Genomic DNA, 25,047 nt, shown 5'->3' with positions numbered 1-25,047 from the left:
TTCTTACCGCAGCGGGCGGGTCACGCCCGTTGCATTTTGACCGAACGTACGGTCCCGTGTAGTCTCTGACATACGCTAGAAGACGTGAATTCAACGGCCTTGGGCATCCGCCCGGGGCCGTTTTTTCATGTCGCTTGTGCGGACAAGAGCATGAGAGGCAACAAACAAGAATGACAATTATCACGCCCTTGGGGAAGGACGCAGCTTCGGAAGACTACCTGAAGATTGCGGATGCGTTTTTTCTACGTGTTTTGAAAGAGTTGGACCGCCAGTTGTCTGCGGCTGAAACAGATGGGTGCGAAACGACGCCGGAATTGGCGAAGGCCATGACGGAAGTGCGCCGCGCTATGCAAACGGTATTTGAGGAAAGGAAACGTCTTGAACAAAGTGGTAAAACCGGCTTTGGCGGGGGGCGAGCAGCAGAGCTTGACCTTGCTCAGGCCCGAGATGAAATCGGGCGCCGATTGGCTTGCCTGCGCGACGCAAGACGAACGCGAGAGCTTCCTGAATGATCTAAGCGATGGGGCGCTGATGGCGTTGCCCTATCTATTTGAATTCTGGGCCTTGGATCACCAATTGCCGCCCGAGGGGGACTGGCGCACATGGGTGATCATGGGCGGGCGTGGCGCGGGGAAAACCCGCGCCGGGTCCGAATGGGTGCGCGCGGAGGTCGAAGGGGCAGGGCCGCTGGACCCCGGCCGCTCGCGCCGTGTCGCGTTGGTGGGCGAAACCATCGATCAGGTGCGCGAGGTGATGGTATTTGGTGAAAGCGGCATTCTGGCATGCTCGCCCCCAGATCGCCGCCCGGTATGGGAGGCTGGCCGGCGCAGGCTGGTCTGGCCCAACGGTGCAATCGCGCAGGTGTTTTCAGCGCATGAGCCAGAAAATCTACGTGGCCCGCAGTTTGATGCAGCGTGGGTGGACGAGTTGGCCAAGTGGAAGAAGGCCGAGGACACATGGGATATGTTGCAATTCGGACTGCGTCTTGGAACGCATCCGCGCCAATGCGTGACGACAACGCCGCGCAATGTGGGGGTGTTGAAGCAGATCCTGAAAAACCCCTCGACCGTGACGACGCACGCCCCGACCGAGGCCAACCGCGCCTATCTGGCGAAGAGCTTTCTTGAGGAAGTACGTTCGCGATACGCGGATACGCGGTTGGGGCGGCAAGAGCTGGACGGCGTGCTATTGGAAGATACGGAAGGGGCGCTGTGGACCATGGCGATGCTGGATAAGCACCGTTTGGGGGCGGACACGCCTGTTTTGGATCGGATCGTGGTCGCGGTGGATCCCCCGGTTACCGGACATAAAGGCTCGGACGAATGTGGGATCGTGGTCGCGGGTGTCTTTGCAAAGGGGCCTCCGGGCGACTGGAAGGCTGTGGTGCTGGAAGATGCTAGTGTGACGGCGGCCAGCCCCTCGGAATGGGCTGAGGCCGCGCTGGCGGCGATGGAGCGGCATCAGGCGGACCGGTTGGTAGCCGAGGTCAACCAAGGCGGTGATCTGGTGGAAAGCGTGATCCGTCAGATCGACGCAACGGTGCCCTATAAGGCCGTGCGCGCGACGCGGGGCAAGGTCACGCGGGCCGAGCCTGTGGCTGCTTTGTATGAACAAGGGCGTGTCAGCCATGCGGGCAACATGGCCGCGCTAGAAGATCAGATGTGCCGTATGACCAGTCAGGGATACGAAGGCAAGGGTAGCCCGGACCGCGTGGATGCGTTGGTCTGGGCCCTGCACGAATTGATCATTGAACCCGTTGCGTCCTATCGCAGACCGCAGGTGCGTACGCTCGGTTAAAGGCTTTTTTAACCCTCACTGGCAAAGTGCCAAACATCGAAAGGCGGGGCCTTGATGCCCACCCGGCACACGGGCCCCACCTGATCACGAGATAACAGAATTGACCGCTCGGGTCGTGCGAGGCTGCGCACCCGGACAGGACAGGTTTGCCCGGTGTAGCCGGGGGACCGGAAACCGAAACCAAGGAGCCAAGGCGCATGGTATTTGATTTTCTCAAGCGAGGCGCGGATGACGCAAAGGCCGAGATGCCGAATGAGGCAAAAGCATCGGCCACCGGGCCGGTCATCGCTTACGGAAATGCAGGTCGCGTGGCCTGGAGCCCGCGCGACACGGTCAGCCTGACCCGCACCGGGTTTTCGGCAAACCCTGTCGGCTTTCGCTCGGTTAAGCTGATTGCGGAGGCCGCCAGCGCGCTCCCATTGGTGCTGCAGGACGACCAGCAGCGCTATGATGTTCACCCGCTTCTGGAGTTGCTGGCGCGCCCAAATGCAGCGCAAAGCCGGGCCGAGTTGTTTGAGGCATTCTTTGGTCAGATTTTGTTGACCGGCAATGGTTACCTGGAAGCCGTCAGGGACGAAGAAGGCCAGCCGCGTGAGCTGCATGTTCTGCGTTCGGACCGAATGGCGCTGGTACCGGGGGCGGATGGCTGGCCAGTGGCCTATGACTATACGGTCGGGTCGCGCAAGCACCGGTTCCATGTCGGGGATGGGGTGTCGCCAATCTGCCATGTGAAAGCCTTCCATCCGCAGGATGACCATTACGGTCTGTCTCCGCTTCAAGCGGCAGCCACGGCAATTGACGTGCACAATGCGGCCAGCCGTTGGTCAAAGGCGCTGTTGGACAATGCGGCGCGACCGTCAGGGGCAATTGTTTATAAAGGGGCCGAGGGGCAGGCGCAGCTAAGCACGGATCAATATGACCGGTTGCTGAGCGAGATGGAGAGCCATCACGTGGGCGCGCGCAATGCCGGACGACCGATGCTGCTGGAAGGCGGGCTTGATTGGAAGCCGATGGGGTTCAGTCCCTCGGATATGGAATTCCAGAAAACCAAGGAAGCCGCGGCGCGCGAGATCGCGCAGGCTTTCGGTGTGCCGCCGATGTTGATCGGCATTCCGGGCGACGCAACTTACGCCAATTATCAAGAGGCCAGTCGTGCCTTCTATCGCCTGACCGTGGTGCCGTTGGTATCCCGTGTCGCGGCCAGTGTCGGCCATTGGCTGGCCGGGTTCTCGGACGAGGCGGTGAAGCTGAAGCCGGATCTGGATCAGGTACCCGCATTAGCTGCGGAGCGTGACCAGCAATGGTCTCGCGTGGCCGAGGCCAGTTTCCTGTCAGATGCCGAGAAGCGCAGCCTGCTGGGCCTGCCGCCACTGACCAAAGACCAATAAGAAAGGTGCGTTCCATGAGTGACTACCACACCGATTTCGGACTTGAGCACAAGTTCGTCAAGCTGGGCGAGACAGTTCAGACCGCCGAGGGAATCCAGATTGACGGCTATGCCAGCTTCTTTGATCAGGTCGACAATGGCGGCGATGTTGTGGCCCGCGGGGCCTATGGCAAATCTTTGGACGAGCTGAAGGCCAAGGGGCGCGGCGTCAAGATGTTGTGGCAGCACGATCCGGCCCAGCCCATCGGGATCTGGGACGAGGTGCGCGAGGATGCCAAGGGCTTGTACGTCAAAGGCCGCATCCTGAGCGATGTCGAAAAGGGCCGCGAGGCAGCCGCCCTGATCGAGGCCGGCGCCATTGACGGGCTATCCATCGGCTATCGCACCAAGAAGTCGACGAAGACCCAGACGGGCGGACGTCGCCTGACGGAATTGGAGCTGTGGGAGGTGTCGCTTGTCACGTTCCCCATGCTTCCGACAGCGCGAGTGGGGGCAAAGGGCGACGTGCCTGACGCCGATGACACCACCTTGCGTGAACTGGCCGCGACCCTTGAGGATGCGCGCTTGATGCTGGCCCGCAACGCCTGAGCCAGCGATCTGAACCCCTGAAAAGGACCCAATGATGAGCAACAAAGAGACGAAGGCTCTGGGCCAGTCGGCGACGCCTGCTGGCCAGGTTTCAGGCCCCACTCCGGCTGCCGAGGTGAAGACCGCGCTGGCTGGTTTCGTGAGCGATATCAATCAGTTTCACGAAGAGATTTCCATTAAACTTCAACAACAGGAAGAGCGACTGACCATGCTGGATCGCAAATCTAACACTATCGCGGGCCGCCCGCATCTTGCCGCCGCTGCCGATCTGGAAGCGCCGCACCAGAAAGCCTTCGAGGCCTATGTCCGTTCGGGTGACGATGACGCGCTGCGCGGTATTGATCTGGAAGGCAAAGCGATGTCGTCGGCGGTCGCCGCTGACGGTGGCTATCTGGTTGACCCGGTTACCGCTGACACCATCAAAGGTGTGCTGAACAACGCAGCATCCCTGCGTTCGGTCGCCAATGTGGTGAACGTCGAAGGCACCGCTTATGACGTGCTGATCGACCAAGGCGACCTGATCACCGGTTGGGCTTCGGAAACCGGTTCGACAGCTGAAACCGGCACCCCACAGATCGACCGTATTTCGATCCCGCTGCACGAGCTGTCGGCCCTGCCGAAAGTGTCGCAACGCCTGCTGGACGACAGCGCTTTTGACATCGAAAACTGGCTGGCTGGTCGTATCGCGGACAAGTTCTCGCGCGCGGAAAGCGGTGCGTTCATCAACGGCGACGGTGTTGAAAAGCCCGTGGGCATTCTGAACCACACCGCTGTGGACAACGGCAGCTGGACCTGGGGTAATCTGGGCTATGTGGCCACCGGCGAAGCAGGTGACTTTAACGCCACCAATCCGGCAGATGCGATTTTCGACCTGATCTATGCCTTGGGTGCGGATTACCGTGCAAACGCAGTCTTCGTGATGAACTCGAAAACCGTGGGTTCTGTGCGCAAGCTGAAAGACGCGGATGGCCGCTTCTTGTGGTCGGATGCGACTGTGGCAGGCGAACCTGCCCGTCTGATCGGCTATCCGGTCCTGATCGTCGAAGATATGCCCGATATCGGTGCTGACAGCATGTCGATCGCCTTTGGTGACTTCGCCAACGGCTACACCATCGCGGAACGTCCCGACACGCGCATCCTGCGTGACCCGTTCTCGGCCAAGCCGCATGTCCTGTTCTATGCCACCAAGCGCGTAGGCGGTGATGTCAGCGACTTTGCTGCGATCAAGCTGCTCAAGTTCTCGGCCTCGTAAGAGCCGGACCTGATCCCGTGGCGGCCTTCGGGTTGTCACGGGGCAGGGCGCGCACCGACCACCCCCGTGTTGTCTAGCTGCTCCCCCTCCGTCCGAGCAATACGGACGGTGCGCGCCCACCCTTTCCCACATGACGTGAGGGGCCCGAATTTCGGAGATGATCCATGATGTTAGTCGAGCAGACCACAGTGCCGGGCACGGCCATTCCGGTCGCCCAATTCAAGGACCACCTGCGGCTGGGGACCGGGTTTGCCGATGACGGGGTGCAGGATCAGGTGCTGGAAACCTACCTTCGGGCCGCCATGGCCGCGATCGAGGCCCGCACCGGAAAGATCCTTCTGTCGCGCGAATTTACCTGGACCCTGACCGCATGGCGCGATCTGGCGTCACAAGCTTTGCCGGTGGCGCCTGTCACCCAAGTTACCAGCCTCGAAATCCATGACCGTATGGGCGGGACCGAGGCGATCGACACCGCCCGTTTCGGGCTGGAGCCAGACATGCATCGTCCGCGCCTTGTGTCGACGGGGCTGTGTTTGCCCGCGATCCCTGTGGGCGGACAGGCGGTGATTGGTTTTGAGGCTGGCTTTGGTGCCGCCTGGGGCGATCTGCCTGCCGATCTGTCGCAGGCGGTGATGATGCTGGCCGCGACTTATTATGAAAACCGTGCGGATGGCGCGATGACTGGGCAGGGTGAACTGCCTGCGGCGATTGCAGCCCTGCTGCAACGCTATCGCACCGTGCGCCTGTTTGGCGGTGGAGGCGCAGCATGAAGCGCCCCATCCTGAACCGCAAACTGTCGCTGGAAGAGCCTGTGCGCACACCAGATGGCGCGGGTGGCTTTACCCAAAGTTGGCAGACACTTGGCACCCTATGGGCTGAGATCAAGCCGGGCTCGGGACGCGAGCGCGCCGCAGGTTTTGCCACGGTGTCGTCCATCGCGTTTCGGATCACGGTGCGCGCGGCCCCCGACGGCGCGCCGTCCCGCCCCAAACCGGATCAGCGCTTCCGTGATGGATCCCGGATTTTCCGCATCCTCGCGGTGACCGAGGCAGATGCTGGTGCGCATTACCTGACCTGCTTCGCGCAAGAGGAGGTCTCGGCATGAGTTATGGCGTTTCTGCGGCCCTGCAACAGGCCATTTATCAGCGCCTTGCGGCGGATACGACCCTGGCCACGCTGGTGCCCGGTGCGATCTATGACGCAGTGCCCGCGGGTATCATCACGGGCACCTATGTCAGCCTCGGACCAGAGGATGTGCGTGAACGGTCAGATATGACCGGGCAGGGCGCGCTGCATGAGGTCACGATCAGTGTGGTCACCGATGCGGCGGGCTTTCAGGCCGCCAAAGAGGTCGCTGCGGCGGTCAGTGATACGCTGGTGGATGCCAGTCTGATCCTGGCGCGTGGCCGGCTTGTGTATCTGAACTTTCATCGTGCGCGGGCGCGGCGGGTTGAAGACGCGGATGTGCGTCGCATCGACCTGATCTTCCGCGCACGTGTCGAAGACAACTAAACCTTTCAAAACGGAGTGATCCTATGGCTGCGCAAAACGGCAAAGACCTTCTGATCAAGCTCGACATGACCGATACCGGCGTGTTCGAGACCATTGCGGGCCTTCGGGCCACGCGCCTGAGCTTCAACGCGGAAAGCGTTGATGTGACCAGTCTGGAAAGCACAGGCGGTTGGCGAGAACTGCTGGGCGGGGCGGGCGTGAAATCGGCGTCGATCTCGGGCTCGGGCGTGTTCAAGGACGCATCGACCGATGAACGGGCACGTCAGATCTTTTTCGACAATGAAGTGCCGAATTTTCAGGTAATTGTGCCCGAATTTGGCGTGGTCGAAGGCCCGTTCATGATCACCTCGATCGAGTATGCGGGGTCGCATAACGGCGAAGCGACATACGAGCTGTCGATGGCGTCGGCCGGTGAACTGACCTTTACGGCGCTGTGATCATGACAAACCGGTGGACGGGCGAAGTGGCGCTGGTGATCGATGGTACATCCTATGTGCTGAAACTGACGTTGGGGGCATTGGCCGAGCTGGAAGAACAGCTTGGCGAAGCCTCGATCGTCTCTTTGGTCGAGCGGTTTGAAAGCGGGCAGTTCTCAAGCCGTGACGTGCTGGCGCTGATCGTGGCTGGGCTGCGCGGGGGGGGCTGGCAGGGGACTGCGCAGGATCTTCTAGCGGCGGAAATTCAGGGCGGGCCGGTTGAGGCCGCAAAAGCTGCTGGTCAGCTGTTGACGCGCGCCTTTGCCCTGTCGCCCAACGAGGCCGCAGGTGGCTGAGGCTGCTGGGTTCGACTGGCCAGGGCTGATGCGCCTTGGCCTTGGAAAACTGGGGCTGCGCCCGGATCAGTTCTGGGCGCTCACCCCCATCGAATTGGCTGTGATGGCCGGGCTAGAGGGGCAACCTGCCACCTGCCTGCGATCCCGGCTGGATGAGCTTGCACGCGCGTTCCCAGACGAGCCGCGTGAACCCATAGGAAAGGGCATGTGATGGCTGGATTGGACAGTATTGACAGTTTTGACGATCAGCTCGACGCGCTGGAATCCGCCTTAGGCGGAGCGCAACAGATGACAGCTGGATTCATTTTCGAACTGAAGGGCATGCATTCGACCGTCTCGGATCTAAGCGCCGATGTCAGCACTTTGTCGTCGGGCATTTCCTCGGGATTGCGGCGTGCGTTTGAGGGCTTGGCCTTTGATGGCATGAAGCTGTCGGACGCGTTGAAAGAGGTTGCGCGGTCTATGACCGATGCGGCGTTCAATGCCGTGATCAACCCTGTGACCGATCATTTTGGCGATATTCTGGGGCAGGGCGCGGGCGCGATCATGAATGCTTTTCTGCCGTTCGCCAACGGAGGTGCCTTCAGTCAAGGCCGTGTGATGCCCTTTGCCAAGGGTGGCGTCGTCTCGCAGGCGACGACTTTCCCAATGCGTGGCGGTACGGGGCTGATGGGCGAGGCGGGGCCAGAGGCGATCATGCCACTAAGCCGGGGCGCTGACGGCCGCTTGGGCGTGCGTGCAGGGGGCGGCGGGGCACCTGTCAACATCACCATGAATATCTCGACCCCGGATGTGGAAAGCTTCCGCCGGTCGCAAAGCCAGATCGCGGCCAATGTCCAACGTGCGCTCGCGCGTGGGCAACGTCACCGCTGATCCCCTGATTTTACGACCTTAGGAGGGTTCACCATGTCCTTTCACGAAATCCGCTTCCCCGCCAATCTAAGCTTCGGCTCGGTCGGTGGTCCTGAACGGCGCACAGAAGTTGTGACCCTGGCCAATGGGTTCGAAGAGCGCAACACCCCGTGGGAACATTCGCGCCGTCGCTATGACGCCGGGATTGGCATGCGCTCGCTTGATGATGTTGAAATGCTGATCGCCTTTTTCGAGGCGCGGCGTGGCCAGCTTTATGCGTTTCGCTGGAAGGACTGGTCGGATTACAAAAGCGGGCTGCCTTCGGCGGATCCGGCATATATCGATCAGATTATTGGTTGGGGAGACGGTGTTCAGACCGAGTATCAGCTGATCAAGACCTATCGGTCTGGCACCGACACCTATGCACGCCCGATCCAGAAGCCGGTCGATGGGACTGTGAAGATGGGCCTAAAAGGGGATCCGCAGATCGAGGGCACTCAGTATTCCGTGGACCTGACCACTGGGGTTGTCACGTTCGCTACGGCTCCGGAATTGGGGGCCGAAGTCACGGCAGGCTATGAATTTGATGTGCCGGTACGGTTCGACACGGACCGTGTTCATACCTCGGTTGCGTCGTTTCAGGCGGGTGAGGCTCCGAATGTTCCCGTGGTCGAGGTGCGTAGCTGATGTCAGTTTCAAACGAATTTCAGGCCCATCTTGGCGAAGGTGTCACTACTGTTGCGCGGTTGTGGAAGGTCACGCGGCGAGACGGGGTGGTCTATGGCTTCACCGATCATGATCTGGACGTCCAGATGGATGGTATTGCCTATAAGGCCGACACGGGCATGACCGCCCATGCGCTGAGCCAGACGACCGGGTTGTCGGTCGACAACACCGAGGCACTGGGTGTTCTGTCAACCGACGCGATCAGCGAAGAGGACATTCGCGCAGGCCGCTATGACGGGGCCGAGGTCGAAGCTTGGCTGGTCAACTGGCGCGATGTGTCTCAGCGGTATTTACGGTTTCGTGGAAAGGTCGGAGAGCTTGCCCGTGAAGCTGGCGGGTTCCGTGCCGAACTGAACGGGCTAAGCGAAGCCATGAACCAGCCGCAGGGACGATCCTATCAATCGCCATGCTCTGCCGTGCTTGGGGATGGTAAGTGTCGATTTGATATGAACCAGACCGGATACTCGGTCGAGCTGGATTTGGTAAGCAATGATGAGGAAACAGTGTTTCTATTTGCCGATTTGGGGACCTATCCGAAGAATTGGTTCGTTCGTGGACGCTTCAAGGTCCTGACTGGTGCGGCGCAAGGGCTGAACGGTCTCATCAAGAACGATACCAAGGGAGAGAATGGCGCACGGACAATTGAACTGTGGGAGGCGCTGCGGGCCGAAATGCAGCCGGGTGATCGCGTGCGCCTTGAGGCTGGTTGCGACAAGCTGCCCGGAACCTGTCGTAAGAAGTTCAACAATTTCCTGAACTTTCGCGGTTTTCCCGACATTCCGGGCGAGGATTGGCTGATGGCATACCCAATCCCCGCTGAACGCAATGATGGCGGCGACGGTCGTGAAACCGGTGAGATGGGCGAAGATGACAACCCCTTCAACCCAATTGTCGGGGTCTGACATGGGTACAACACATGCGCTGATCTTGAACGAGCTGCAAGGCTGGCTGGGAACACCCTACGTGCATCAGGCGTCGCGCAAGGGCGCTGGCTGTGACTGTTTGGGGCTGGTACGCGGTGTGTGGCGCGCCGTTTTGGGACAAGAACCTGCCGAAGTGCCGCCATACACGTCTGACTGGTCAGAAGCCGACGGGCAAGAGGCCCTGTGGCAGGCCGCAACGGCGCATTTAAGGCCCAAAGCGCTTGAGAACCGTCAACCGGGCGACATCTTGTTGTTTCGGATGCGGTCAGACGCGGTGGCCAAGCATCTTGGCTTTCTGGCCAGCACTGGCCCGGCGCCAACGTTTATCCACGCATATAGCGGGCATGGGGTGGTCGAAAGCCCGCTTTCGGCCCCATGGGCGCGCCGCATTGTGGCGTGTTTTGAATTTCCTGAAAGGACAAGCTGATGGCAACGATACTTCTTTCTGCTGTAGGTGCTGCGGCCGGCGCCTCGGTCGGTGGGGGCTTTCTGGGTCTTTCGTCCGTCGTGATCGGCAAAGCTATTGGTGCAACACTTGGTCAGGCCATTGATAACCGTCTTTTGGGGCAGGGGTCCGAACCGATCGAGACCGGACGCGTGGATCGGCTTCGCCTAAGCGGCGCATCTGAAGGCACAGCGATCCCGATGGTCTATGGCCGAGCGCGTCTGGGCGGGCAGGTTATCTGGTCAACCCGGTTCAAGGAAAACACCACCGTGTCCGGCGGTGGCGGGGGCAAGGGGCCTCCCAGCCCGCCCGAGCCGGAAGTGACGTCCTATAGCTATTCCATCAGCCTGGCCGTCGCCCTGTGCGAGGGCGAAATTACACGCGTTGGGCGGATCTGGGCGGATGGAAATGAGGTGTCGAAGGCCGATCTGATTATCCGCGTCTATAAGGGGACGGAGACGCAGCTTCCGGACCCGAAGATCGAAGCCGTGAAAGGGGCCGGTAAGGCACCGGCCTATCGCGGGATTGCTTATGTGGTGATCGAGGATCTGGACGTCACGCAGTTTGGCAACCGGGTGCCCCAGTTCAGCTTCGAGGTGTTCCGCCCCGAGCAACCGGGTCAGGACAAAGAAGTCGCACGCGGGACCAAGGCAGTGGCGTTGATCCCCGGGACGGGTGAATATGCCATGGCGACCTCCAAGGTCCACTATGATGGCGGACCCGGTGTGAGCGCGGGATCGAACCTGAACTCGCCGTCGGGCATGACCGATTTTGTGACGTCTTATCAACAGATGCGGCAAGAGATGCCCAACTGTCGGAATACGGCTTTGGTCGTCTCGTGGTTTGGCGATGATCTGCGCTGTGGAAATTGTCAGATCCGCCCTCGGGTTGAGCAAAAACAGGTCGACGGAAAATCCATGCCGTGGGCCGTTAGCGGTGTGGCGCGTGCGCAGGCTGGGCTTGTGCCGCGTGGCGATGATGACCGCCCGGTCTATGGTGGTACGCCGTCGGATCAGGCCGTAAAGGAGGCGATTGCGCATGCCTCTCGCAACAATCTGAAGGCCACATTCTATCCCTTCATTCTGATGGAGCAGATGGAGGGCAACACGCTGTTTGATCCTTGGTCAGCTCAGATCGGGCAGCCAGAGCTTCCATGGCGTGGGCGGATCACCACCGCATTGGCGCCGCATCATCCGGGATCGCCGGATGGTAGCGCTGGGGCCGTTTCGCAGGTTGATGCGTTCTTTGGGGATGCGCAGCCCAGCGACTTCACAGTGACAGCTCAGGGGGTGGATTATTCTGGTCCCTCCGAGTTCTCGTATCGCCGTTTCATCTTGCACTATGCGCATCTGTGTAAATCCGCAGGGGGCGTGGATGCCTTCTTGATTGGTTCCGAGCTGCGTAGCCTGACCCAGATCCGGGGGCCGGGGAACAGCTTCCCCGTGGTCGAGCAGCTGATGCTATTGGCCGCAGATGTCCGGGGTATTCTGGGCGCGGGAACCAAGGTGTCCTATGCCGCCGACTGGTCCGAGTATTTCGGCTATCAGCCGCAGGACGGGACGGGGGACGTGTTCTTTCACCTCGATCCTTTGTGGAGCCACAACGACATCGACTTTATCGGCATCGACAACTACATGCCGCTGTCCGATTGGCGCGATGGGTTTGACCATGCGGATGCCGGATACGGGACCATCTATAACCTAGACTACCTCAAGGCCAATATCGAAGGCGGTGAGGGGTACGATTGGTATTACAAGACCGCGGACGCACGTGAACTGCAGATCCGTACCCCAATCACCGATGGCGCGCATGGCGAAGATTGGATCTATCGGTATAAGGATCTGCGTGGCTGGTGGGAGAACCCGCACCACAACCGCGTGGGCGGTGTCCGCGACGTGACACCCACGGATTGGCAGCCCGGCTCCAAACCCTTCTGGTTCACCGAACTGGGATGTGCGGCGATCGAAAAGGGCACCAATCAGCCCAACAAGTTCCTTGATCCCAAAAGCTCGGAAAGCGCTTTGCCGCGCTATTCCAGCGGGCGCCGTGACGATCTTATGCAGGCGCAGTATCTGCGGGCCATGTACGACTATTGGCGGGGTGCTGCACGTAACCCGACGCATGGCGCAACGGGTGTGAAGATGCTGGATATGGACCGCGCGCATGTCTGGGCATGGGATACGCGTCCTTTCCCGCAATTCCCGAACCGCAAGGGTTTGTGGAGCGACGGTGGGAACTACGAACGTGGCCACTGGCTGAACGGACGCGCCTCGTCCCGGTCCCTGGCCTCTGTGGTCAGCGAAATCTGCGAACGGTCCGGCGTGACGCGCTATGACGTATCGAAGCTGTATGGCTTGGTGCGCGGCTATGTGGTGGATCAGATCGGGGGCGCGCGTGCGGCCCTTCAGCCGCTTATGCTGGCTTATGGGTTCGAGGTCTCAGAACGGGAAGGCGTGTTGATCTTCGCCTCACGCACAGGTCGCCCCGACCATATTCTGGACCCCGAGAAGATGGCCTTGTCCACCGAACGCGAGACGACGCTGGAGCGCATTCGTGCGCCCGAGGCTGAAATCGCAGGCCGCGTCCGCCTGAACTATATCGAGAATGGCGGAAGCTATGACATCCGTGCGGTCGAAGCGATTTTCCCGGACGAGACCAGCTATTCAGTCTCGGCATCCGAGATCCCGCTGATCCTGACACGGGCCGAGGCACGTGCGATTACGGAACGCTGGTTGTCCGAAGCCCGTGTGGCCCGCGACACCGCCAGCTTCGCGTTGCCGCCGTCAGAGCTGTCCAAAGGGGCAGGGGATGTATTGAAGCTGGAGACCGACGCAGGGACCGAGCATTTCCGTGTCGACCATGTTGAGCATGCAGGTGTTCAGAATATCCGCGCGGTCAGGGTCGAGCCGGGCCTGTTTCTGCCCTCGGACAGCAATGAACCCGCACCTGCGGTGAAGCCCTATATCCCTCCCGCTCCGGTCTTCCCGCTGTTCATGGATCTGCCACTGCTAACGGGGGACGAGGTGCCGCACGCGCCGCATATTGCGATCACGGCGGACCCGTGGCCGGGGAATGTGGCGCTGTATCGATCGCCGACTGACAATGGATTCAAGCGGATTGATACCGTCAAATCGCGGTCGATTGTCGGGGTTACGGAAAACGATCTTCTGGCAGCCTCGCCGGGGGTATTGGATCGAGGGGCTGCGTTGCGTGTGAAACTATCGTCGCTGTCCAACCTGTTCTCGGTGTCAGTTGACGACATGCTGAACGGCGCCAATGTCTTGGCCATCGGGGATGGTAGCCCAGATAACTGGGAGGTCCTTCAATTTGCCACTGCTGATCTGATTGATACACAAACCTATGATCTGAGCCTGCGCCTTCGAGGACAGTTGGGCACTGATGCGGCCATGCCATCGTATTGGCCGGCAGGAAGCTATGTGGTTGTGCTGGATGGCACTCCGGATCAAATCCCCCTGGCATCATCTGCACGCGGCCTGAACCGGCATTATCGTATTGGACCTGCGCGCAAAGCCTATTCCGACGCGTCCTATCTACATAACGTTTATGCCTTCAAAGGCATCGGGTTGCGGCCTTATGCACCTGTCCATCTGTCGGTCAGGGACGACGCAGGAGATCATGTAATCAACTGGGTGCGCCGTACCCGAGTTGATGGCGATCCGTGGGGGGACGGCGACGTCCCGCTTGGAGAGACGTCCGAACAGTACAGGGTCAGGATCGTTGACGGTCCTACTGTGAAACGCGAGTTTGATGTCTCAAGCCCAAGCTGGACCTATATTGCACCATTGCGCGCGGCCGAGTTGGTCAGCGGTGCATATGCGGTCGAAGTGGCTCAGGTGTCAGAACGCTTTGGGGCTGGGCCGTTTACGCGCCTTGAGGTCGATCTGTAGATGCGGCCGGTTCTGCCGGGTGATGCTATCGCAGCGGCCTGTGCGCTTTTGGCGCTCGGGCAGCCCAAACGTCCCGGTGCAATGTTGGAGATGTTGCATCGGGCGGACGCGGCGGACCGCTATCGTCGGGCGCTGGGCCGGGTGCAACCGCGCTGGGGAAATGGAAGTCTGGGCTCGGTTGCCATGTCTCTGCCCAGACAATCGGAACCCTTGCATGACGACCCTGATTTTCTGGATTGTCTGCTGACTGTCTATGCGGCGCTGAAGGCGCGTCATACCCGCCGCACCCGGCGGAGCAGCTAAACCATGAAAGGGCCGCCACGTAAGACCCCGGCGGCCCTTCCGGCTCTCCTAAAGATTTTAGCACCGCGCTGGGCGATACCGTAAAATCCTCGCGAAACCTGCTTTGCATTTTTGAAATTCAGCCCTATCTGGTGTAGTCTATGTTCTCAAACGCAGGAGACACCATGGCCGAGCAACGCGCTGTTATCACCCAGATTGATCCGGTCTGGGATCGGATTACCGAAGAAGCCAAGCAAGCCGTCGTCGACGAACCCCTTCTGGGCGGATTGGTCGGGGCTTGCGTTCTGCATCACAAGACGCTTGAGAAGGCGCTGTCCTATCGCTTCGCCGCCAAGCTCAGCTCGAACGAGATGAGCATGGTGCTGCTGCGCGAAATCGCGGACGAGGCCTATGCCAGCTGCCCCGAGCTCGCGGAAGCTGCGCGCGCCGATATCACGGCCGTTTTGGATCGTGACCCGGCCTGCCACCGTATGTTGCAGCCCGTGCTGTACTTCAAAGGTTTTCAAGCCATGCAAGCCTATCGTTTGGCGCATTATCTGTGGAAGGAAGGGCGCAAGGATCTGTCTTACTTCATCCAGATGCGGTGCTCTGAAGTTTACGGCATCGACATTCACCCCGGCGCGCGGATCGGGCGTGGCATTATGATCGACCATGCGCATTCCATCGTGATTGGCGAGACGGCTGTGGTTGGCGACAATGTGTCCATGCTGCACTCGGTCACGCTGGGCGGGACCGGCAAGGAAGACGAGGATCGTCACCCCAAGATCGGCGATGGTGTTCTGATCGGGGCCGGGGCCAAGGTTCTTGGCAACATCAAGGTCGGGGATTGTTCGCGGATTGCAGCGGGATCTGTCGTGTTGGAAGAAATTCCCTGCAACGTAACCGTGGCAGGTGTGCCTGCAAGAATTGTTGGTGAAGCAGGGTGTGATTGCCCCTCGGTCGAAATGGATCAGACGCTCATCCAATAGATGGAAATTTCCGCCGGTGGCCCCGCGTCATCGGCGACTTTCCGCAACCTTGCGCTAAATCAATGTAATGCCATGGAAGATTCATCTATAGGAACCGGGTGATAACCTGGGAGATCCCGAAGATGAAGCAAATCTGGCTCGCCACCGTCGTGGCGTTTTCTGCAGTGTTTCTTGTAGCAGTGGCCGGTTAATCGTCGTGCGGGCGACCTGAACCACGGGTCCAATCCACACAATGAAAGAGGCAGAATTTATAGACCGCACAGACGGTCAAAGAACAAAAAGGGCGACGCATCCGCGCCGCCCTTTTGTGTTTCAGAGGTGTTGGTCAGGCTGAAAGCTGGTCGAAGGCCTCCATTGCGCGTGCGCCATACATATAGGCGGGGCCTCCACCCATCAGGATGGTGACGGACACGGTCTCGGCCAGTTCTTCGCGGGTCGCACCGGCTTTGATAGCTGCGCGGACATGGAACCCGATGCAGTCATTGCACTGCTTGACGATCCCAATGGCGATGCATTGCAGTTCTTTGTCTTTTACCGACAATGCACCGTCAACCAGCGCAGCTTTGTGCATGGCGCGAAAGCCGTTGGCACCGTCAGGATGTGCCGCAGCAAAGGATTTGGTGTTTTTTGTTGTGTCGTCCAGCAGGGCTTTGAAGTCCATTGAGTCTCTCCGAATTTGACTGTTCGGAAAAACAAATGGCCCAAGGCGGGGAGGACCGCCTTGAGCCATGTCAGTAAATTCGCGATTGCGAATACTTATCTATCCCATCCTTCGAAACCTGGTGTGATCCAATTTGGCTGCTCGTCTGGATCGACTGCTCCGCTTTCTCGAGAAAAAAGCTTCCAGCTGATGTACTCGTCAGCTGCATCAACACCGGTTAGATCGTCTGGAATCAGATAGGATGCACGAACTGCGTCACACATTTCATTCTTGACGCCTAGTCCGCTAATCTCATGTCGTACTTCATCGCGGATAGGCACTCCTTTTGAAAGAGTGTTAATTCCGTGTGCAATGTAAGTTGTTTGTACGATAGCTAGAAAATCGCGTCGTTTTGCCTCTTGGTCCATTTGGCCCCTCTGTCTCTACTTTACGGAGATTATCTAGGGGCCAAATGCTTCTCTTCAAGTTATGCCAGCATCGTCAATGGGTTTTCCAGATTGTCGACAATGGCTTTCAGCAGGTTTGCACCCACAGCGCCGTCAATCACGCGGTGATCGACCGACATGGTGACGCTCATCACCGTGGCGGTGGTCAGCTCACCGTTTTCACCTACAACCGGCTTCTTCACACCAGCACCGACCGCCAGAATACCTGCATGCGGCGGGTTCACGATGGCGTCGAAATTGTCGATGCCAAACATGCCAAGATTCGAGATCGCAAAGCTGCCGCCCTGATACTCGGTCGGGGCCAACTTGCGTTCACGTGCACGCGACGCCAGATCTTTCATCTGGACCGAGAGGCTGGACAGCGACTTCTGATCGGCATCCTGCAAGACAGGCGTGAACAGGCCACCTTCGATCGCGACAGCAACCGCCACATCCGACGCCTTCATCTGCAACACACGGTCGCCCGCCCAGACAGCGTTGGCTTCCGGCACAGCTTGCAGCGCGTTGGCCACGGCCTTGATGATGAAGTCATTGACCGACAGTTTCACACTGCGCGCTTCCAATTGCTTGTTCAACTGGCTGCGGAAGGCCAGAAGCGCGTCCAGCTTGATGTCGCGACGCAGATAGAAATGCGGGATGGTCTGCTTGGCTTCCGACAGGCGGGCGGCAATCGTCTTGCGCATCCCGTCGAGGCTGATTTCCTCGTACTCGCGGTCCTGATACATCGCGGCCACCATATCGGCCGAGGGGCCCGCAGGAGCCGCCGGAGCAGCGGGGGCTGCAGCCGGAGCAGCAGCGGCAGGCGCCGCAGTGGGAGCTGCCGTTGCATTTTCCACATCTGCTTTCACGATCCTGCCTTTCGGGCCCGATCCGGTGATCTGCGTCAGGTCCAGACCCTTGTCTGCGGCGATGCGGCGGGCCAACGGGGAGGCGAAAATGCGTGTACCATCAGCAGCTTGCGGGGCAGGGGCCGCTGGTGCTGCGGTAGGTGCCGTAGCCTCAACCACCTCAGGGGTGGCCTCGGCTTCGGCAGCAGCAGGCGCTGCGGGTGCGCTTGCGGCGATGACGTCAGCGCTTTCGCCCTCTTCAATCAGCACAGCGATGGCGGTGTTCACCTTCACGCCTTCGGTGCCTTCAGCCACAAGGATTTTGCCGATGATGCCTTCGTCAACGGCTTCGAACTCCATCGTTGCCTTGTCAGTCTCGATCTCGGCCAGAAGATCACCCGAGGCGACCTCGTCACCTTCTTTGACCAGCCATTTGGCCAGCGTGCCTTCCTCCATCGTGGGGGACAGGGCGGGCATGAGAATTTCGGTTGCCATATCTCGGTCTCCTTAGCGATAGGTTACGGCTTTGGCGGCCTCGATCACCTCGACGGTGGTCACAAGCGCCAGCTTTTCAAGGTTCGCGGCGTAAGGCATCGGCACGTCTTTGCCCGTCAGGTTGATCACCGGCGCGTCAAGGTAGTCGAACGCGCGCTCCATGATCTGGGCGGTGATGTGGTTGCCGATCGATGCGACGGGGAAGCCTTCTTCCACCGTGATACAGCGGTTGGTTTTCTGGACCGAACGGATCACCGTATCATAGTCGATCGGGCGCAGGGTGCGCAGGTCGATCACCTCGGCCGAGATCCCTTCCTTCGCCAGTTCATCGGCGGCTTCCAAGGCATATTTCATGCCGATGCCGAAGCTGACAATGGTCACGTCCGAGCCTTCACGCCAGATACGCGCCTTGCCGAATGGGATGGCGTAGTCATCCATCACCGGCACGTCGAAGCTTTGACCGTAAAGAAGTTCGTTTTCCAGAAACACAACGGGGTTTTCGTCGCGGATCGCGGTTTTCATCAGGCCTTTGGCGTCGGCTGCCGAATAGGGCATCGCCACATACAGGCCCGGGATCTGCGCGTACCATGCGGCGTAGTCTTGGCTGTGCTGCGCACCCACACGGGCGGCGGCACCGTTCGGACCACGGAAGACAATCGGGCAGGACATCTGGCCGCCCGACATATAGCGGGTCTTGGCAGCCGTGTTGATGATGTGGTCAATCGCCTGCATCGCGAAGTTGAAGGTCATGAATTCAACAATCGGCTTCAGACCGCCAAAAGCGGCACCCGTGGCCAGACCGGCAAAGCCATGTTCGGTGATCGGCGTGTCGATCACGCGCTTGGCGCCGAATTCATCCAGCAGACCTTGGCTGACCTTATAGGCCCCTTGATATTCGGCGACTTCTTCGCCCATCAGGAAGACAGTTTCGTCGGCACGCATCTCTTCGGCCATCGCGTCGCGCAGAGCTTCGCGCACGGTGGTCGAGCGCATCTCGGTGCCTTCCGGGATTTCCGGGTCGGACAGATCTTCCGAGGCAACCGGCTGTGCTGCAACAGGGGCAGGGGCGGGCGCCTCGGGCGTGGCTTGTGCCACGGCCTCGTTGCCCGCGGCGGCAGGGGCCGCCGGGACCGCATCCGCGCTTTCACCTTCTTCGACCAGCACGGCGATCGGCGTGTTTACTTTCACACCCTCAGAGCCTTCTGCGATCAGGATCTTGCCGATGATGCCTTCATCAACGGCTTCAAATTCCATCGTCGCCTTGTCGGTTTCGATCTCGGCAAGGATGTCGCCCGATGCGACCTCGTCACCTTCTTTGACCAGCCATTTGGCCAGCGTGCCTTCCTCCATCGTCGGGGACAGGGCGGGCATCAATACTTCAATAGCCATTTCTTCTCTCCTCGTCCGGGGCTCAGGCGTAAATATCGGTCCACAGCTCTTCAAGCGCGGGCTCGGGGCTGGTTTTCGAGAACTCTGCGGCATCATTCACAACGGCCTTGATCTCTTTGTCGATGGCTTTCAGCTCATCCTCGGACGCATGTTTGCCCTGCAACAGCAGCTCGCGCACATGCTCAATCGCGTCGCGTTCTTCACGGACTTTTTGAACCTCTTCGCGCGTGCGGTATTTGGCCGGGTCCGACATTGAATGGCCGCGATAGCGATAGGTCTTCATTTCCAGAATATAAGGCCCTTTGCCGGAACGGCAGTGTTCGGTTGCGCGTTCGCCTGCGTCTTTCACCGCCAGAACGTCCATGCCATCTACCGCTTCGCCGGGAATGCCAAAGGCCTCACCACGGGTGTAGATATCCGGAGTCGAGCTGGCGCGTTGCAGCGAGGTACCCATGGCGTACTGGTTGTTTTCAATGACATAGATCACTGGAAGCTGCCATAGCGAGGCCATGTTGAAGCTTTCATAGACCTGACCTTGGTTGGCCGCACCGTCACCGAAATAGGTGAAGGTGACACCACCATTTTCATTGTACTTGTCTGCAAAGGCCAAGCCGGTGCCGATTGGCACCTGAGCGCCGACGATCCCGTGACCACCATAAAAATGCTTCTCTTTCGAGAACATATGCATCGAGCCGCCTTTGCCGCGCGAATAGCCGCCTTCGCGGCCGGTCAGCTCGGCCATGACGCCTTTGGGATCCATGCCGCAGGCCAACATATGGCCGTGATCGCGATAGGATGTCAGGCGCTTGTCGCCTTCTTTCGCAGCGGCTTCCAATCCAACCACAACGGCCTCTTGACCGATGTACAGGTGGCAGAACCCGCCGATCAGGCCCATGCCATACAACTGGCCGGACTTTTCTTCGAATCGACGGATTAAGAGCATCTCGCGATAGTATTCAAGAAGCTCTTCTTTGGATGTGTTTGATTTTTTGGCGCTTTTCCGGGCGGCCATGTGGCGTCCTCCTCTTGGCGTCAACTGGCGACTGGGTGATAGTTTAGTGTTAAACTATCTTATACAGGGTTGCGCGTCATGGGTCGACAAAAACTTGCAAATCCTTGCGTTGGGCAGGGTTGCACTGCACGCAGGGCTGGAATTCTTTGTGGTGGCAGGGGGGGGTTAGCGCAGAACGACTTCGTCCGCGCGGACAACGCCCAACACATTGCGGGCTTGTTCGTCCAGCAAGTCCAAATCAAGAAAGCCATCTGACAAGCGCTGGGTCTTGTTGCGCAGTTCAGCGATCTGAGCCGAGAGCGCATCACGCTCTTTCAAAAGCGCTTGCGTCTCGGCCTCGATCTGTACACGTCGGAAAACGCCATAGTCGCCCTGCACACTGGCAAATGTGAAGTATAGGCCAAGGCCAACGGCCCCGACAAAGTAGATCACTCCACCAATTCCAGCTTGTGCGCGAGGTGCGCCCATAGGTTTCCCGCCTGTATGTACTGCCTCTTGCCCACCTCTTTTCGGGCGGTGCAAGGGGACTATGCCACAGGTGATTCGGCTTGTGAATCCCAAAAACGAATCGGTTGGAAAGTTTTTTTGAGCCCACAAGAAAAAACGGCCCGCGAAATCGCGAGCCGTTTCAAATTGCAATCGCCACAAAGGCTTACCCGGCAATCGACGCCTGATAGATGCTGTCGATCGTGTCGCCGATCATGGTGTTAAACGCGTCATCGCTTTGCTGGGCTGACAGGCCTTCGGTCAGCGCACGCGAGAAGCTGGCGATCATGCCAGTGTTCTGCGAAAGGCGGGTGTTGGCTTCTTCGCGAGAATAGCCACCCGACAGGGCCACGACGGATGCCACACGCGGGTGATCCACCAGCGACTTATAGTGGTTGGCAGCCTCGGGCAGGGTCAGCTTCAGCATCACGGTCTGGTCGTCAGATAGGGCATCAAGCTGAACGGTCAGTTCGGTCAGCAGAATGTCTTCGGCAGCAGATTTGTCGGCGATGGTGATGTTCACCTCAGGCTCGATGATCGGGACCAGCCCGTGGCCGATGATCTGTTTGCCCACGTCAAACTGCTGCGCGACGATGGCCTTGATGCCTTCGGCGTTGGCTGCATTGATGACCGAACGCATCTTGGTGCCAAAAACACCTGCTTTCACAGCGCGTTCGCACAGGCCGTCCAGTTCGGGCATCGGCTTCATCACCTGAACACCGTTTTCTTCGTCGGCAAGACCTTTGTCCACTTTCAGGAAGGGCACCACGCCGCGCTCATCCCACATGTAGGTGGCGGTCGGCTTGCCGTCGATTTCGCGGTCCATGGTCATTTCGAATAGGATTGCACCGACGACTTTCTCGCCTGTAAAGGCCGGGGCCTGTGCAATCCGTGAACGCATGCCGTGGATCAGGTCATACATCTCGGCATCGCCGGAATAGGCGTCTTCCTCGATGCCATAAAGGCGCAGTGCTTTCGGGGTCGATCCGCCCGACTGGTCCAGTGCTGCGATGAAGCCCTGACAGGCTTTGATCTTGTCCATTTGTGCTTGGTTCGGCATGTCGATCCCACGTGTGAATAAAGGTCTGAATTACCCCGTTCATAGGCGAGGGCGCGGCGGCATGCAATTCTGCTGGCGCTAACAGGGATGTGGGAGATAGGAAATAGGGTGAGGGGCAAGGTTGGATGAAACGGATATGGGCCTTGCCCCTCTTGCGACGGGCGCGAGGGAATTTCGGACGGCAAAGGGGAACTTTGGCCGTCACGCGCCTGTGCGTTCGCAAAGGATGCGGGATTACTTGGTCAGGATCAGCTTGCCAGCGCGCGTGATGGTCAGCGTATAGACCATATCGTTCAGAACGATGCGTGCGGTCTTACCAGACTGGGTCAGTTCAAGCGCATCATGTTCTGGCGGCGTTGTCCGCAGGGCGGTATCAAATGCGGCGCTGGTCAGTGGGGCGGTCATGTGCGGTCTCCTTCAATGGCAGCCTCGATCCACGCGGCCAGAGCTTTCAGGCCGGGGATGAAAGGGACGGGGCTTGGAATGTCGGTGCGTGCGGTCAGGCACCCGGTGTTAAAATCAGTCATGTGTCGCGCTCCTGATGGGGGTGGGACGGTGGATGTCCCTCAGGTCTCCGGCTGATCGCAGGGGGTGCGACTGGCTGATGTGCAATTCTTACAAAAATACTCGGATACTAGTCAAGGCAGAATCTCAAAAAGAAAAACGCCCCGCGCATTTCTGCGCAGGACGTTGAATTTCTGAGACTTGAAAGGGGCTTATCCCAGGGCAGCGACACCGGGCAATGTCTTGCCTTCCATCCACTCCAAGAATGCACCGCCTGCGGTCGAGATATAGGTGAAACGCTCGGCAGCGCCTGCCTTGTTCAGGGCAGCCACGGTATCGCCTCCGCCCGCGACCGACGTCAGCTCGTCAGCAGATGTAAGTTCTGCGGCCTTCAGGGCGGCGGCGTTGGTGGCGGCATCAAACGGCTCGATCTCGAACGCACCGAGGGGGCCGTTCCAAATCAACGTATTTGCGTGCTCGAAGACGGCCGAGATCTTGGCAACCGTTTCAGGGCCAGCATCCAGAATCATCGCGTCAGCAGGGCAGGCATCTGCTGGTACGGTTTCATTGGCGGCATTTGCCGCGAATTCGCGCGCCACGACCACATCCGTGGGAAGGATGATTTCGCACCCAGCATCCTGCGCCTTGGTCAGGATCTCGGATGCGGTATCGGTCATGTCGTGTTCAGCCAGTGATTTACCAACGTCGATGCCCTGTGCGGCAAGGAAGGTGTTGGCCATGCCGCCCCCGATGACCAAATGATCAACTTTGGCGACCAGATTGCCCAGAAGGTCCAGCTTGGTGGACACTTTGGCCCCGCCGACCACGGCAACAACCGGGCGCACCGGTTCACCCAATGCGGTTTCCAACGCCGAAAGCTCGGCCTGCATCAGCCGCCCAGCGCAGGATGGCAGCAGGCGTGCAACCCCTTCGGTCGAGCCATGGGCGCGGTGCGCAGCCGAAAACGCATCGTTGCAATAGATATCGCCCAAAGCAGCCAAAGCAGCCGCAAAAGCAGGATCGTTCTTGGTTTCAGCCGCGTGAAAGCGGGTGTTTTCCAGAAGCAGCACATCGCCGGCCTCCAGCTCGGACACGGCCTGTTTCGCTGGCAGGCCAATGCAATCATCTGCGAATTTCACCGGGCGGCCAAGCGCGGCCTCAAGGGCAGGGCGCACGACGGACAGGCTCATCTCAGTCACGCGTTCGCCTTTGGGACGGCCAAAATGCGCCAGCAAAACCGGTTTGCCGCCAGCAGCCAGAATATCGTGAATGGTGGGCAGGATGCGCTGGATGCGGGTGTTGTCGGTCACCACACCATCGTTCACCGGTACGTTGATGTCTACGCGGGTCAGAACGGTTTTGCCGTCCAGGTCCATCTCGTCGAGTGTTTTCCAGGCCATCAGTCCCTCCATAAGGTGTTGGTCGTGTTGCACACCAAAAGCGTGCGCGGGTCAACAGGCGCGGGCGAAAAGAGCCCGCTTGCCCTTTCATCTTTTCGTCTGCGTGCTTAGTTTGGCGCCAACGAAACACATAATCTTAGAAGGAGGCCCCGATGGCCGAATATAAAGATCCCGAAAACACCATCCTGATGGAGCTGAAAGACGGCACCGTGGTGATCGAGCTGCTGCCCGACGTCGCCCCCAAACATGCCGAGCGCATGAAAGAACTGGCCCGCTCGGGCGAGTATGATGGCGTAGTTTTCCACCGCGTGATCGATGGCTTCATGGCGCAGACTGGCGACGTGGCTAATGGGAAAGACCCGATGTCCCTGCGCCGCGCTGGCACTGGTGGATCGTCGCTGCCGGATCTGCCTGCAGAATTTTCGAAGCTGCCGCATGACCGCGGCACGCTGGGTGCTGCCCGTTCGCAGAACCCGAATTCGGCCAACAGCCAGTTCTTCATCAACTTCAAGGACAACCACTTCCTGAACGGTCAGTACACGGTCTATGGCCGCGTGACGTCGGGGATGGAGCATGTCGACGCCATCACCCGTGGCGAGCCGCCTGCAGAGCCCGACATGATGGTTTCGGTCAAGGTTGCCGCAGATGTCTGACGGCAACTACACCCCGCGTGAACGCCGCACCTTCTGGGCCGCGTTCCTTGCAGGCGTGGCGCTTGTGGTCGGCTATGCTGTCTACTCCTTATGGCCGCAAAGCTTTGAACCCAACGCCGCAATCGCGCAAAGCGACTTCCCGAAGGTCGAGATTACGGTCGCTGGCGAAGCCAACGGCGTGATCGAGATTACCCTGCGTCCCGATCTGGCCCCGCAGCATGTGGAGCGGATCATCACGTTGGCAAAGGAAGGCACCTATGACAACGTCGTCTTTCACCGCGTGATCGACGGCTTCATGGCGCAGGCGGGTGATGTTGAGTTCGGTAAAGCTGATGGCAATGGCGGTCGTGCAGGCATGGGGGGATCAACCTATCCCGACCTGCCCGCCGAATTCACGGAAGAGCCCTATGTGGCCGGAACGGTTGGCATGGCGCGTTCGCAGAACCCAAACTCGGCCAACAGCCAGTTCTTCATCATGTTTGCCCCCGGCGACTTCCTGAACGGGCAATATACCGTTGTGGGCAACGTGACTTCTGGTTTTGACGTCGTGCAAGCGATCAAGCGCGGTGAAGGCCCGAACGGGTCTGTGCTGGGTAAGCCCGACGTTATGACCTCGATGCGCGTGGTGGAATAACCCCGCGCACGAATACTCAAACCCTCGTGAGGGGGGCTATGGGGCCG

At 59.4% G+C, this 25,047-nt stretch carries 30 protein-coding genes; 20 read left to right on the top strand and 10 right to left on the bottom strand.

Features of this window, described 5'->3' with window-relative positions:
- The first annotated feature begins 170 nt into the window (after positions 1-170).
- The 18 genes from FIL88_RS16665 (at position 171) to cysE (ending at position 15,433) form a co-directional block, all read left to right on the top strand.
- Complete coding sequence (locus FIL88_RS16665; protein WP_185960877.1) at positions 171-512, top strand: hypothetical protein; 342 nt, start codon at positions 171-173, stop codon at positions 510-512.
- Positions 448-1,797 carry a DNA-packaging protein gene (locus FIL88_RS07840; RefSeq protein WP_142853500.1) on the top strand — a complete coding sequence of 450 codons (1,350 nt, stop codon included), beginning with the start codon at positions 448-450 and terminating at the stop codon, positions 1,795-1,797. The genes FIL88_RS16665 and FIL88_RS07840 overlap by 65 nt, the downstream gene beginning before the upstream one ends.
- A 197-nt stretch (positions 1,798-1,994) precedes the next feature.
- Entirely contained in the window at positions 1,995-3,185 is a 1,191-nt protein-coding gene (locus FIL88_RS07835) for a phage portal protein (RefSeq protein ID WP_142853196.1), read from the top strand.
- Between the two features lie 14 nt (positions 3,186-3,199).
- A complete protein-coding gene (locus FIL88_RS07830) occupies positions 3,200-3,772 on the top strand; it encodes an HK97 family phage prohead protease (protein WP_142853195.1) in 573 nt (190 codons plus the stop codon).
- A 34-nt stretch (positions 3,773-3,806) separates the two neighbouring features.
- Positions 3,807-5,024, top strand: coding sequence for a phage major capsid protein (locus FIL88_RS07825; RefSeq protein WP_142853194.1), 1,218 nt, complete (start codon positions 3,807-3,809; stop codon positions 5,022-5,024).
- A 164-nt stretch (positions 5,025-5,188) separates the two neighbouring features.
- Positions 5,189-5,794 carry a head-tail connector protein gene (locus FIL88_RS07820; RefSeq protein ID WP_142853193.1) on the top strand — a complete coding sequence of 202 codons (606 nt, stop codon included), beginning with the start codon at positions 5,189-5,191 and terminating at the stop codon, positions 5,792-5,794.
- On the top strand, positions 5,791-6,129 hold the full coding sequence (locus FIL88_RS07815; protein ID WP_142853192.1) for a phage head closure protein: 339 nt from the start codon (positions 5,791-5,793) through the stop codon (positions 6,127-6,129). Before FIL88_RS07820 ends, FIL88_RS07815 begins: the two co-directional genes overlap by 4 nt.
- On the top strand, positions 6,126-6,536 hold the full coding sequence (locus FIL88_RS07810; RefSeq protein WP_142853191.1) for a DUF3168 domain-containing protein: 411 nt from the start codon (positions 6,126-6,128) through the stop codon (positions 6,534-6,536). Before FIL88_RS07815 ends, FIL88_RS07810 begins: the two co-directional genes overlap by 4 nt.
- Positions 6,537-6,559: 23 nt before the next feature.
- Complete coding sequence (locus tag FIL88_RS07805) at positions 6,560-6,973, top strand: phage major tail protein, TP901-1 family (protein WP_108856579.1); 414 nt, start codon at positions 6,560-6,562, stop codon at positions 6,971-6,973.
- 2 nt (positions 6,974-6,975) lie between these two features.
- Positions 6,976-7,308, top strand: a complete 333-nt coding sequence (locus FIL88_RS07800) for a gene transfer agent family protein (RefSeq protein WP_142853190.1) — start codon at positions 6,976-6,978, stop codon at positions 7,306-7,308.
- The gene (locus FIL88_RS07795) at positions 7,301-7,519 is read left to right on the top strand and encodes a rcc01693 family protein (RefSeq protein ID WP_281281293.1); all 219 of its coding nucleotides are present in this window, start codon (positions 7,301-7,303) and stop codon (positions 7,517-7,519) included. Before FIL88_RS07800 ends, FIL88_RS07795 begins: the two co-directional genes overlap by 8 nt.
- On the top strand, positions 7,519-8,181 hold the full coding sequence (locus FIL88_RS07790; RefSeq protein WP_142853189.1) for a phage tail tape measure protein: 663 nt from the start codon (positions 7,519-7,521) through the stop codon (positions 8,179-8,181). The genes FIL88_RS07795 and FIL88_RS07790 overlap by 1 nt, the downstream gene beginning before the upstream one ends.
- A 33-nt stretch (positions 8,182-8,214) precedes the next feature.
- Positions 8,215-8,847, top strand: coding sequence for a DUF2460 domain-containing protein (locus tag FIL88_RS07785; RefSeq protein WP_142853188.1), 633 nt, complete (start codon positions 8,215-8,217; stop codon positions 8,845-8,847).
- Entirely contained in the window at positions 8,847-9,788 is a 942-nt protein-coding gene (locus tag FIL88_RS07780; RefSeq protein ID WP_142853187.1) for a DUF2163 domain-containing protein, read from the top strand. The genes FIL88_RS07785 and FIL88_RS07780 overlap by 1 nt, the downstream gene beginning before the upstream one ends.
- Position 9,789: 1 nt before the next feature.
- Positions 9,790-10,236, top strand: a complete 447-nt coding sequence (locus tag FIL88_RS07775; protein WP_142853186.1) for an NlpC/P60 family protein — start codon at positions 9,790-9,792, stop codon at positions 10,234-10,236.
- Positions 10,236-14,162, top strand: a complete 3,927-nt coding sequence (locus FIL88_RS07770; protein ID WP_142853185.1) for a baseplate multidomain protein megatron — start codon at positions 10,236-10,238, stop codon at positions 14,160-14,162. The genes FIL88_RS07775 and FIL88_RS07770 overlap by 1 nt, the downstream gene beginning before the upstream one ends.
- A complete protein-coding gene (locus FIL88_RS07765) occupies positions 14,163-14,465 on the top strand; it encodes a DUF7742 family protein (RefSeq protein ID WP_142853184.1) in 303 nt (100 codons plus the stop codon).
- A 164-nt stretch (positions 14,466-14,629) separates the two neighbouring features.
- Entirely contained in the window at positions 14,630-15,433 is an 804-nt protein-coding gene (cysE, locus tag FIL88_RS07760) for a serine O-acetyltransferase (protein ID WP_142853183.1), read from the top strand.
- Positions 15,434-15,758: 325 nt separating this feature from the next.
- Here the strand turns inward: cysE and FIL88_RS07755 are convergent, their stop codons facing one another.
- The 10 genes from FIL88_RS07755 to FIL88_RS07715 form a co-directional block, all read right to left on the bottom strand.
- Positions 15,759-16,094, bottom strand: coding sequence for a carboxymuconolactone decarboxylase family protein (locus FIL88_RS07755; RefSeq protein ID WP_142853182.1), 336 nt, complete (start codon positions 16,092-16,094; stop codon positions 15,759-15,761).
- 95 nt (positions 16,095-16,189) lie between these two features.
- A complete protein-coding gene (locus tag FIL88_RS07750; protein ID WP_142853181.1) occupies positions 16,190-16,501 on the bottom strand; it encodes a hypothetical protein in 312 nt (103 codons plus the stop codon).
- A gap of 59 nt (positions 16,502-16,560) precedes the next feature.
- The gene (locus FIL88_RS07745) at positions 16,561-17,862 is read right to left on the bottom strand and encodes a pyruvate dehydrogenase complex dihydrolipoamide acetyltransferase (RefSeq protein ID WP_142853180.1); all 1,302 of its coding nucleotides are present in this window, start codon (positions 17,860-17,862) and stop codon (positions 16,561-16,563) included.
- A gap of 12 nt (positions 17,863-17,874) precedes the next feature.
- A complete protein-coding gene (locus tag FIL88_RS07740) occupies positions 17,875-19,251 on the bottom strand; it encodes a pyruvate dehydrogenase complex E1 component subunit beta (protein WP_142853179.1) in 1,377 nt (458 codons plus the stop codon).
- A 22-nt stretch (positions 19,252-19,273) separates the two neighbouring features.
- Entirely contained in the window at positions 19,274-20,263 is a 990-nt protein-coding gene (pdhA, locus tag FIL88_RS07735) for a pyruvate dehydrogenase (acetyl-transferring) E1 component subunit alpha (RefSeq protein WP_142853178.1), read from the bottom strand.
- A gap of 165 nt (positions 20,264-20,428) precedes the next feature.
- Positions 20,429-20,731, bottom strand: coding sequence for an FtsB family cell division protein (locus FIL88_RS07730; RefSeq protein ID WP_142853177.1), 303 nt, complete (start codon positions 20,729-20,731; stop codon positions 20,429-20,431).
- Positions 20,732-20,915: 184 nt separating this feature from the next.
- On the bottom strand, positions 20,916-21,791 hold the full coding sequence (locus FIL88_RS07725) for a fructose bisphosphate aldolase (RefSeq protein WP_246066647.1): 876 nt from the start codon (positions 21,789-21,791) through the stop codon (positions 20,916-20,918).
- Between the two features lie 252 nt (positions 21,792-22,043).
- Positions 22,044-22,214 carry a hemin uptake protein HemP gene (gene hemP, locus FIL88_RS07720; RefSeq protein WP_142853175.1) on the bottom strand — a complete coding sequence of 57 codons (171 nt, stop codon included), beginning with the start codon at positions 22,212-22,214 and terminating at the stop codon, positions 22,044-22,046.
- Positions 22,211-22,336, bottom strand: coding sequence for a hypothetical protein (locus tag FIL88_RS17020; RefSeq protein WP_281281292.1), 126 nt, complete (start codon positions 22,334-22,336; stop codon positions 22,211-22,213). The genes hemP and FIL88_RS17020 overlap by 4 nt, the downstream gene beginning before the upstream one ends.
- Positions 22,337-22,525: 189 nt before the next feature.
- Positions 22,526-23,713 (bottom strand): phosphoglycerate kinase, encoded by a 1,188-nt coding sequence (locus FIL88_RS07715; RefSeq protein WP_142853174.1) that lies wholly within the window; start codon positions 23,711-23,713, stop codon positions 22,526-22,528.
- Between the two features lie 152 nt (positions 23,714-23,865).
- Here FIL88_RS07715 and FIL88_RS07710 point away from each other — a divergent pair, with 152 nt between their 5' ends.
- Entirely contained in the window at positions 23,866-24,366 is a 501-nt protein-coding gene (locus FIL88_RS07710; protein WP_142853173.1) for a peptidylprolyl isomerase, read from the top strand.
- On the top strand, positions 24,359-25,000 hold the full coding sequence (locus tag FIL88_RS07705; RefSeq protein ID WP_142853172.1) for a peptidylprolyl isomerase: 642 nt from the start codon (positions 24,359-24,361) through the stop codon (positions 24,998-25,000). The genes FIL88_RS07710 and FIL88_RS07705 overlap by 8 nt, the downstream gene beginning before the upstream one ends.
- The last annotated feature ends 47 nt before the right edge of the window (positions 25,001-25,047 follow it).

Source organism: Aliiroseovarius halocynthiae (genome assembly GCF_007004645.1).
Classification (GTDB): domain Bacteria; phylum Pseudomonadota; class Alphaproteobacteria; order Rhodobacterales; family Rhodobacteraceae; genus Aliiroseovarius; species Aliiroseovarius halocynthiae.
Note: the sequence above shows the minus strand (reverse complement) of the source record. Positions and strands in the feature narration are given on the sequence as shown.

Excerpts from the sequence above, each read along its gene's own strand:
- FIL88_RS16665 (WP_185960877.1), top strand. The coding sequence starts at position 171 with ATGACAATTATCACGCCCTTGGGGAAGGACGCAGCTTCGGAAGACTAC.
- FIL88_RS07840 (WP_142853500.1), top strand. The coding sequence starts at position 448 with ATGAAATCGGGCGCCGATTGGCTTGCCTGCGCGACGCAAGACGAACGC.
- FIL88_RS07835 (WP_142853196.1), top strand. The coding sequence starts at position 1,995 with ATGGTATTTGATTTTCTCAAGCGAGGCGCGGATGACGCAAAGGCCGAG.
- FIL88_RS07830 (WP_142853195.1), top strand. The coding sequence starts at position 3,200 with ATGAGTGACTACCACACCGATTTCGGACTTGAGCACAAGTTCGTCAAG.
- FIL88_RS07825 (WP_142853194.1), top strand. The coding sequence starts at position 3,807 with ATGAGCAACAAAGAGACGAAGGCTCTGGGCCAGTCGGCGACGCCTGCT.
- FIL88_RS07820 (WP_142853193.1), top strand. The coding sequence starts at position 5,189 with ATGATGTTAGTCGAGCAGACCACAGTGCCGGGCACGGCCATTCCGGTC.
- FIL88_RS07815 (WP_142853192.1), top strand. The coding sequence starts at position 5,791 with ATGAAGCGCCCCATCCTGAACCGCAAACTGTCGCTGGAAGAGCCTGTG.
- FIL88_RS07810 (WP_142853191.1), top strand. The coding sequence starts at position 6,126 with ATGAGTTATGGCGTTTCTGCGGCCCTGCAACAGGCCATTTATCAGCGC.
- FIL88_RS07805 (WP_108856579.1), top strand. The coding sequence starts at position 6,560 with ATGGCTGCGCAAAACGGCAAAGACCTTCTGATCAAGCTCGACATGACC.
- FIL88_RS07800 (WP_142853190.1), top strand. The coding sequence starts at position 6,976 with ATGACAAACCGGTGGACGGGCGAAGTGGCGCTGGTGATCGATGGTACA.
- FIL88_RS07790 (WP_142853189.1), top strand. The coding sequence starts at position 7,519 with ATGGCTGGATTGGACAGTATTGACAGTTTTGACGATCAGCTCGACGCG.
- FIL88_RS07785 (WP_142853188.1), top strand. The coding sequence starts at position 8,215 with ATGTCCTTTCACGAAATCCGCTTCCCCGCCAATCTAAGCTTCGGCTCG.
- FIL88_RS07780 (WP_142853187.1), top strand. The coding sequence starts at position 8,847 with ATGTCAGTTTCAAACGAATTTCAGGCCCATCTTGGCGAAGGTGTCACT.
- FIL88_RS07775 (WP_142853186.1), top strand. The coding sequence starts at position 9,790 with ATGGGTACAACACATGCGCTGATCTTGAACGAGCTGCAAGGCTGGCTG.
- FIL88_RS07770 (WP_142853185.1), top strand. The coding sequence starts at position 10,236 with ATGGCAACGATACTTCTTTCTGCTGTAGGTGCTGCGGCCGGCGCCTCG.
- FIL88_RS07765 (WP_142853184.1), top strand. The coding sequence starts at position 14,163 with ATGCGGCCGGTTCTGCCGGGTGATGCTATCGCAGCGGCCTGTGCGCTT.
- cysE (WP_142853183.1), top strand. The coding sequence starts at position 14,630 with ATGGCCGAGCAACGCGCTGTTATCACCCAGATTGATCCGGTCTGGGAT.
- FIL88_RS07755 (WP_142853182.1), bottom strand. The coding sequence starts at position 16,094 with ATGGACTTCAAAGCCCTGCTGGACGACACAACAAAAAACACCAAATCC.
- FIL88_RS07750 (WP_142853181.1), bottom strand. The coding sequence starts at position 16,501 with ATGGACCAAGAGGCAAAACGACGCGATTTTCTAGCTATCGTACAAACA.
- FIL88_RS07745 (WP_142853180.1), bottom strand. The coding sequence starts at position 17,862 with ATGGCAACCGAAATTCTCATGCCCGCCCTGTCCCCCACGATGGAGGAA.
- FIL88_RS07740 (WP_142853179.1), bottom strand. The coding sequence starts at position 19,251 with ATGGCTATTGAAGTATTGATGCCCGCCCTGTCCCCGACGATGGAGGAA.
- pdhA (WP_142853178.1), bottom strand. The coding sequence starts at position 20,263 with ATGGCCGCCCGGAAAAGCGCCAAAAAATCAAACACATCCAAAGAAGAG.
- FIL88_RS07730 (WP_142853177.1), bottom strand. The coding sequence starts at position 20,731 with ATGGGCGCACCTCGCGCACAAGCTGGAATTGGTGGAGTGATCTACTTT.
- FIL88_RS07725 (WP_246066647.1), bottom strand. The coding sequence starts at position 21,791 with ATGGACAAGATCAAAGCCTGTCAGGGCTTCATCGCAGCACTGGACCAG.
- hemP (WP_142853175.1), bottom strand. The coding sequence starts at position 22,214 with ATGACCGCCCCACTGACCAGCGCCGCATTTGATACCGCCCTGCGGACA.
- FIL88_RS17020 (WP_281281292.1), bottom strand. The coding sequence starts at position 22,336 with ATGACTGATTTTAACACCGGGTGCCTGACCGCACGCACCGACATTCCA.
- FIL88_RS07715 (WP_142853174.1), bottom strand. The coding sequence starts at position 23,713 with ATGGCCTGGAAAACACTCGACGAGATGGACCTGGACGGCAAAACCGTT.
- FIL88_RS07710 (WP_142853173.1), top strand. The coding sequence starts at position 23,866 with ATGGCCGAATATAAAGATCCCGAAAACACCATCCTGATGGAGCTGAAA.
- FIL88_RS07705 (WP_142853172.1), top strand. The coding sequence starts at position 24,359 with ATGTCTGACGGCAACTACACCCCGCGTGAACGCCGCACCTTCTGGGCC.